Genomic DNA, 6,938 nt, shown 5'->3' with positions numbered 1-6,938 from the left:
TTGGCCTCCGACTTGAGACCCTCCAGGCGGCCGTCGCCCTCGGCGGAGCGGTCGAGGTCGAGCTGCACGGCGTCGCCGGCGACCGGGGCGTGCTCGCGGTGCTGCGGACCGACGGCGTCCTCGGCACCGCGGTGGTCCGCGGGATCGACGTGCTGCCGCAGGGCGCCGTCACCGCGACCCGGCCGCGACCCGGCATCGAGGTGAGCGTGTTCCCCGTGGCCGCCATGCTCGACGAGGTCCTGCGTCTGGTCCCCGCAGCCGCCGAGACCGACGTCGCCGACGCCGACGTGCCGGTCGAGCTGTCCGTCGCTTTGGGACGCGCCCTGCGTGAGGGACGCACCCAGGTGGTCGAGGCCCTCACCGCGGATCTCGGTCTCGAGGAGCCGCCCGCGGTGGTGGGCTCCCTCGCGCGGACCCTCGACGGCCAGCTCGCGCTCACGGTGCGCAGCCACGGCAGCGCGCGCACCTCGCTCGGCACGTGGTTGCGCTGCGACGCCGGGTGGGTCGAGATCCTCCCGATGCCCGGGGACGTGCTGCGGCACCGTGTCCGTACCCGTGAGGACATCGGCCGCACGCTGCTGACGGAGCTCACCGGGCGGGTCGACCGCGCCCTCACGGCCGCGCAGGAGGCGGGATGACGATCGAGGTCAGCGGTGGTGCCGGTGGGGTCACGGCCCGCCACGAGGACATCCGCTCCTACGCCGGGGTGCTCGACGCCCTGGGTGACGAGGTGCGGCGGTGGGCCGACGACGTCGCGAAGGTCGCCGTCGACGAGTCCGTGATCGCGTCAGCGGTGCTGTGCCCGGTCGAGGCCGCCGCCGTGGGCCTCGCCGTCACCGACGCGAGCCTGTCCATGGTCACGGTGAGCGCGCGCATGGAGGCCTCAGCCGTGGTGCTCCGCGCGAGCGTCGAGACGTACGCCCTCGTCGACCAGACCCAGCAGCAGGTGCTCGATGCCCTCAACCGGGCTGGCGGCCTGGCGTTCGGGATGGCGCTGCCGGGCCTGGCCCTCGGCACCGGGTTGGTGCTGGCGTCGAACCCGGTGCTGGTGGCGGCCCTGGGGATCACGGTCGGGAGGGATCCCGAGGCGGCCCTGGCCCGCGTGCAGGAGACCTTGTTCGAGAACCCGTGGCTGCTCGAGGAGCTCACCGAGAGCATGCCGTGGATCATCCAGGGCCTGTCGACCTCGACGCTCGGCCTCCCGCTCACGACGGCGATCTCGGGGGGGACCTGGCCGACCGGCGACTACGAGAGCGCGGTCGCCGGGCTGGTGAACCTGGGCCGGCTCGGGGGCGGCTTCGACGATGCGGGCGAGTTCGTCCCGATGGAGGTCGGCGAGCACCGTGGGGCGGCGCCGACGTCGGTCAAGGGGATCTTCGATCAGCAGACTTCGCTCGGCCGTGAGGGGAGCGAGGGGCAGATCCAGGTGGCGCGCGTGCCAGGACCGGACGGGACGTCCTCGTGGGTCGTCCAGATCCCCGGGACCCAGGACTGGTCGCCGGTGCGGGGGGACAACCCTGTGGACTTGACGACCAATGTCCACCTCATGGCCGGGGAGCAGACGGCCCTCCAGGAGGCCATCGCCAGGGCCATGCATGCGGCCGGGGTGACGAAGGGGGATCCGGTCATGCTGACGGGCCACAGCCAGGGTGGGATCGCCGCGGCATCCCTGGCCAGCGACCCCGGGTTCCGCGAGCAGTTCACCGTGACGTCGGTGGTCACCGGCGGGTCCCCGGTGGCGCGTTTCGACATCCCCGACGACGTGTCGGTGCTCTCCCTCGAGCACGACCAGGACGCCGTGCCGATGCTCGAGGGCCGGGAGAACCCGGACCGGCCCCACTGGGTCACCATCGAGCGCGACGCCTCGGACTCGGTCGTGCTCGCCGATCACGGGTACACGGTCGGGGCCGTGCACGGCACGGACGTCTACTCCGAGACCGGAACGCTGGTCGACAGCTCGGACGACGCGTCCGTCGCCGCGTGGCGTGCGGCCAACGAGCAGTTCCTCGCCGGCACGACGCACGGGAGTCCCGAGGTGACCCGCTACACGCTGAGTGCTGCGCAGTGCTACGCCACGGTGCCTGGCCGATGAGCCGCCGCTGCGCCCGCCTGGCCGCCGCCCTGGTGGCCGGTGCCGTGCTCCTGGGCGGCTGCTCGCCCTCCGCCCCCCGTGAGCCGCGCCGCACCCCGGTCCCCGACGAGGAGATCTTCGAGGCCGTGAGCCAGATCCCCGGCGTCGAGAGCCACACCCTCAGCTACAACACCAACTTCGGGTCCACCGGCTACAACGGCGATGTCATCATCAGCCAGGACGCCGACCCCTACTGCGTCCTGGACACCACCCTCGCCCTGCTCCGACAAGGCCGCGCCTACCTCTCGGTGAGCGTGCGCCAAGGAGACGAGTTCACCGACCCGTGGGATCTCGACAGTGACCTCCCTCTGGCCACAGCCTTCCAGGAGCGCTACGGACCGAGAACCGACGACGGGATCCTGCGCGAGGTCGACCCACCCGCCTGCCACACCACGGCGCCCAGCCAGTGACCGGCCGGCCCACCCGCGCCGCCGCCACCCTCATGGTCGGCGCCGTGCTCCTGGGCGGCTGCTCGCCCTTCGCCCCGCGTGAGCCGCGCCACACCCCGGTCCCTGACGAGGAGATCTTCGAGGCCGTGAGCCAGATCCCCGGCGTCGAGAGCCACACCCTCGTCTACAACACCAACTTCGGCTACACCGGCTATGCCGGAGACGTCATCGTCAGCCAGGACGCCGACCCGTCCTGCGTCCTGGACACCACCCTCGCCCTGCTCTGGCAAGGCCGCGCCTACCTCTCGGTGAGCGTGCGCCAAGGAGACGAGTTCACCACCCCCCAGGAACTCGGCGCCGGCCTCCCCCGGGCCACCGCCTTCCAGGAGCGCTACGGACCGAGCACCGACGACGGGATCCTCCGCGAGGTCGACCCACCCGCCTGCCACACCACGGCCCCCAGCCAGTGACCCACCGACCCACTCGTACCGCCGCCGCCCTGGTGGCCGGTGCCGTGCTCCTGACCGGCTGCTCGCTCACCCCCCGCGAGCCACGCCGCGTCCCGGTCCCCGACGAGGAGATCTTCGAGGCCGTGAGCCAGATCCCCGGCGTCGAGAGCCACACCCTCAGCTACAACACCAACTTCGGGTCCACCGGCTACAACGGCGATGTCATCATCAGCCAGGACGCCGACCCCTACTGCGTCCTGGACACCACCCTCGCCCTGCTCTGGCAAGGCCGCGCCTACCTCTCGGTGAGCGTGTGGCAAGGGGACAAGTTCACCCGCCCACAGGATCTGGGCGGTGACCTCCCGTACGTCACGGCGTTCCGGGAGCGCTACGGGCCAAGACCCGACGGAGAGCACCTGCGCGAGGTCGACCCACCCGCCTGCCACGCCACGGAGCCCCACCAGTGACCAGCCGGCCCACCCGCACCGCTGCCGCCCTCTTGGTCGGCGCCGTGCTCCTGACCGGCTGCTCGCTCACCCCCCGCGAGCCACGCCGCGTCCCGGTCCCCGACGAGGAGATCTTCGAGGCCGTGAGCCAGATCCCCGGCGTCGAGAGCCACACCCTCAGCTACAACACCAACTTCGGGTCCACCGGCTATGGCGGGCGCATCACCGTCAGTGAGGACGCCGACCCCTACTGCGTCCTGGACACCACCCTCGCCCTGCTCTGGCAAGGCCGCGGTGGCGTCTCAGTCAGCGTGTACCAGGGAGGCCAGTTCACGAACCCACAGGCTCTCGACCCCGACCTGCCTCTGGCCACCGCCATCCAGGAGCGCTACGGGCCAAGAACCGACGACGGGATCCTGCGCGAGGTCGACCCACCCGCCTGCCACGACTGATCCCCACCACCCCAGCGGCTGGACGCCGGGGCCTGGCGCCGACGCCGCGTGGAAGGATTGCCCGCATGTCGCAGACCGAGCCCGGGACCTCCTCGACCCACGCCTCTCACGCCGCCGGCATCCGCCGTCGGCTCGCCGAGGTCGACCCGCCGATCGCCCTGGGCCCCCTGGACGGGCGCTACCGGAAGGCCGTCGCCCCCTTGGTGGACCACCTCTCCGAGGCAGCCCTCAACCGGGAGCGCGTGCACGTCGAGGTCGAGTGGCTCATCCACCTGACCTCGCAGCAGGTGGTGCCCGGGGCGCCGGTGCTCTCCGAGGCCGAGCGCGCCTACCTGCGCGACGTCGTCGAGACCTTCGACGCCGGGACCGTCGCCGAGCTGGCGGAGACCGAGCGGGTCACCGTGCACGACGTCAAGGCGGTCGAGTACCTGCTCAAGACTCGGATCGCCCAGGCCTCCGAGGTGCTCGGCGAGGGCACCGCGCTCCCCGCGGTGAGCGAGCTGGTGCACTTCGCCTGCACGAGCGAGGACGTCAACAACCTCTCCTACTCCCTCATGGTGCAGGGCGCCGTCCAGCAGGTGTGGCTCCCGACGGCCCGGGCGCTCGTCGCCGAGCTCGCCGCCATGGCCCGCGAGCACGCCGGGGTCCCGATGCTGGCCCGGACCCACGGGCAGCCCGCCACCCCCACGACCCTCGGCAAGGAGCTCGCGGTCCTGGCCCACCGCCTGGGCCGGCAGCTGCGGCGCATCGAGGGGGCCGAGTACCTGGGCAAGATCAACGGTGCGACCGGTACCTACGGAGCGCACCTGGCCGCCGTGCCCGAGGCCGACTGGGTCGGGGTCTCGCGCACCTTCGTCGCGCACCTGGGCCTGACGTGGAACCCACTCACCACCCAGATCGAGTCCCACGACTGGCAGGCCGAGCTCTACGCCGACGTCGCGCGGTTCAACCGCATCCTGCACAACCTGGCCACGGACGTGTGGACGTACATCTCGATGGGCTACTTCATCCAGGTGCGCGGCCAGGGCACGGTGGGGTCCTCGACCATGCCGCACAAGGTCAACCCGATCCGCTTCGAGAACGCCGAGGCGAACCTCGAGATGTCCTGCGCGCTGCTCGACACCCTGGGCGCGACGCTGGTGACCTCGCGGCTGCAGCGCGACCTCACGGACTCGACCACGCAGCGCAACATCGGCCCGGCCTTCGGCCACTCGCTGCTCGCGATCGACAACGTGCGGCGGGGCCTCGCGGGGCTCGACGCGGACCCCGCCGCCATGACCCGTGACCTCGACGCGAACTGGGAGGTGCTCGGCGAGGCCGTGCAGTCCGCGATGCGCGCCGCGGGGGTCGCCGGGGTGCCCGGCATGGACGAGCCCTACGAGCGACTCAAGGAGCTGACCCGCGGTCGCCGCATCACCGGTGAGGACCTGCGCGCCTTCGTCGCGACCCTGGGCCTGCCCGAGGACGTCGCGGCACGGCTCAGCGCCATGACCCCCGCCTCCTACACGGGGGCCGCCGAGGAGCTCGTGGGGCTCCTCGACCTCTGAGGCGTTTCACCCCCGCGCCCCCTCAGACCTGCAGGAAAGCGTCCGATCACTGGGTATGACCCTTCCCCCTGGGGGCCGGACGACGCCGTCACCCTCCGCGTCCCGGCCCGGCCCTGCCACGACCGCCCCGACACCGAGCGGGCCCGCCCGCTGGCTCCCCCGCGGGGTGCGGCTCGACGAGGCCTCCTTCCGGACCCGGCACGACGCGTTGTCCTGGGTGCTGGCCGCGCACGTCCCGGTGCTGGCGGCGCTCGCCCTGTTCTGGCACCCCGGCGGGCACCACGCCACCGGGGCTGATCACGCATGGATGGGCTGGGTAGGCCTCGGACTGATCATCGCGCTCCTCCTCGTCGGGCGGGCCGGCGGCTCCCAGCTGGTGCGCGCGGCGGCCGTGAGCAGCGGGCTGGTCCTCTCGAGCGTGGTCCTGGTGCACGTCTCGGGCGGGATCACCGACCTGCACCTGCACTTCTTCGTCGTCGTGGCCTTCGTGGCCCTCTACCAGGCGTGGACGCCCTTCCTCGTGGCGGTCGCGATCGTCGCGGTGCACCACGTCGGCATGAGCCTGGTCGACCCCTCGCTGGTGTTCTCCGAGGGGGAGGCACAGGCCAACCCTCTGCTGTGGGCGAGCATCCACGCCGTCCTGCTGCTCGCCGAGTGCGCGGCACTGGCCACGAGCTGGAAGTTCACCGAGCAGGCCGACGCCTCCCGGCGGGTCGAGCAGGCCCGCGCCGAGGCGACCGCCGCCGAGCAGCTCGCCGCTCACGCCGAGCTCGCCGAGTCCCAGCAGCACGCGGCGCTCGAGGCCCAGCGTGCCCTCCAGGCCCGTCAGGAGCGCACGGTCGAGCTCGAGCGCCGGCTGGTCGCCCTGACCGCAGCCGGTGCGAACCTGACGGACGGCGCGGAGAACGCCGCCCAGGTCATGGACGGGCTGGTCGAGGCGGCCACGGAGATCGGTCAGGCGGCGGCCCAGGCCTCGACCTCGGCCCAGGACGCCGCGACGAAGGTCTCCGCCTCGGCGGCCACCATGCGTGGGCTCGAGGAGGCCACCAGCCAGATCGCGGAGATCGCCCGCACCATCACGTCGATCGCCGAGCAGACCAACCTCCTCGCCCTCAACGCGACGATCGAGGCAGCCCGGGCCGGTGAGGCCGGCAAGGGGTTCAGCGTGGTGGCCCAGGAGGTCAAGGAGCTCGCCGGTCAGACGGCTCGTGCGACCGACCAGATCGAGGCCGTCGTGTCGAGCGTGCAGCGGGGCACCCAGGAGGCCCTGGTCGGCACCAGCGGCATCGACCGGGCGATCGCCGAGGTGGTCCACGCCCAGACGACGATCGCGGCGGCGGTCGAGGAGCAGGGCGCGGCCACCGGTCAGGCGAGGTCCTCGATCGGCACGATGACCTCCGCGGTCCAGCAGGTCACCCAGGAGGTCGCGGCGATGGCGAGCGGCTCCTAGGCGACGCAGCCCGGGGCGGGCGAGCGGCTCCTAGGCGACGTCGCCCGGGGCCGGCTCGTGGGGCGCCGGGCCGT

Annotated in this window: 8 protein-coding genes; all 8 read left to right on the top strand. The window is 72.6% G+C overall.

The genetic code is table 11. The features are described 5' to 3' along the window. On the top strand, positions 1-638 hold a 638-nt coding region (locus tag L0B03_RS11790), incomplete at its 5' end, for a hypothetical protein (protein WP_250445989.1). Beyond that, complete coding sequence (locus L0B03_RS11785; RefSeq protein WP_250445988.1) at positions 635-2,092, top strand: GPI inositol-deacylase; 1,458 nt, start codon at positions 635-637, stop codon at positions 2,090-2,092. The genes L0B03_RS11790 and L0B03_RS11785, both read left to right, overlap by 4 nt. Next, positions 2,089-2,541 carry a hypothetical protein gene (locus tag L0B03_RS11780; RefSeq protein WP_250445987.1) on the top strand — a complete coding sequence of 151 codons (453 nt, stop codon included), beginning with the start codon at positions 2,089-2,091 and terminating at the stop codon, positions 2,539-2,541. Before L0B03_RS11785 ends, L0B03_RS11780 begins: the two co-directional genes overlap by 4 nt. Continuing rightward, positions 2,538-2,990, top strand: coding sequence for a hypothetical protein (locus tag L0B03_RS11775; protein WP_250445986.1), 453 nt, complete (start codon positions 2,538-2,540; stop codon positions 2,988-2,990). Before L0B03_RS11780 ends, L0B03_RS11775 begins: the two co-directional genes overlap by 4 nt. Continuing rightward, positions 2,987-3,436, top strand: coding sequence for a hypothetical protein (locus L0B03_RS11770; protein ID WP_250445985.1), 450 nt, complete (start codon positions 2,987-2,989; stop codon positions 3,434-3,436). The genes L0B03_RS11775 and L0B03_RS11770 overlap by 4 nt, the downstream gene beginning before the upstream one ends. Beyond that, positions 3,433-3,867 (top strand): hypothetical protein, encoded by a 435-nt coding sequence (locus L0B03_RS11765; RefSeq protein WP_250445984.1) that lies wholly within the window; start codon positions 3,433-3,435, stop codon positions 3,865-3,867. Before L0B03_RS11770 ends, L0B03_RS11765 begins: the two co-directional genes overlap by 4 nt. Before the next feature lie 65 nt (positions 3,868-3,932). Next, a complete protein-coding gene (gene purB, locus L0B03_RS11760; RefSeq protein ID WP_250445983.1) occupies positions 3,933-5,414 on the top strand; it encodes an adenylosuccinate lyase in 1,482 nt (493 codons plus the stop codon). Between the two features lie 166 nt (positions 5,415-5,580). Then, a complete protein-coding gene (locus L0B03_RS19595) occupies positions 5,581-6,864 on the top strand; it encodes a methyl-accepting chemotaxis protein (RefSeq protein WP_250445981.1) in 1,284 nt (427 codons plus the stop codon). Positions 6,865-6,938: the final 74 nt, after the last annotated feature.

Source organism: Actinotalea sp. C106 (genome assembly GCF_023630195.1).
Classification (GTDB): domain Bacteria; phylum Actinomycetota; class Actinomycetes; order Actinomycetales; family Cellulomonadaceae; genus Actinotalea.
The sequence above is the reverse complement of the archived record's forward strand: the minus strand, read 5'-3'. Positions and strand labels throughout refer to the sequence as shown.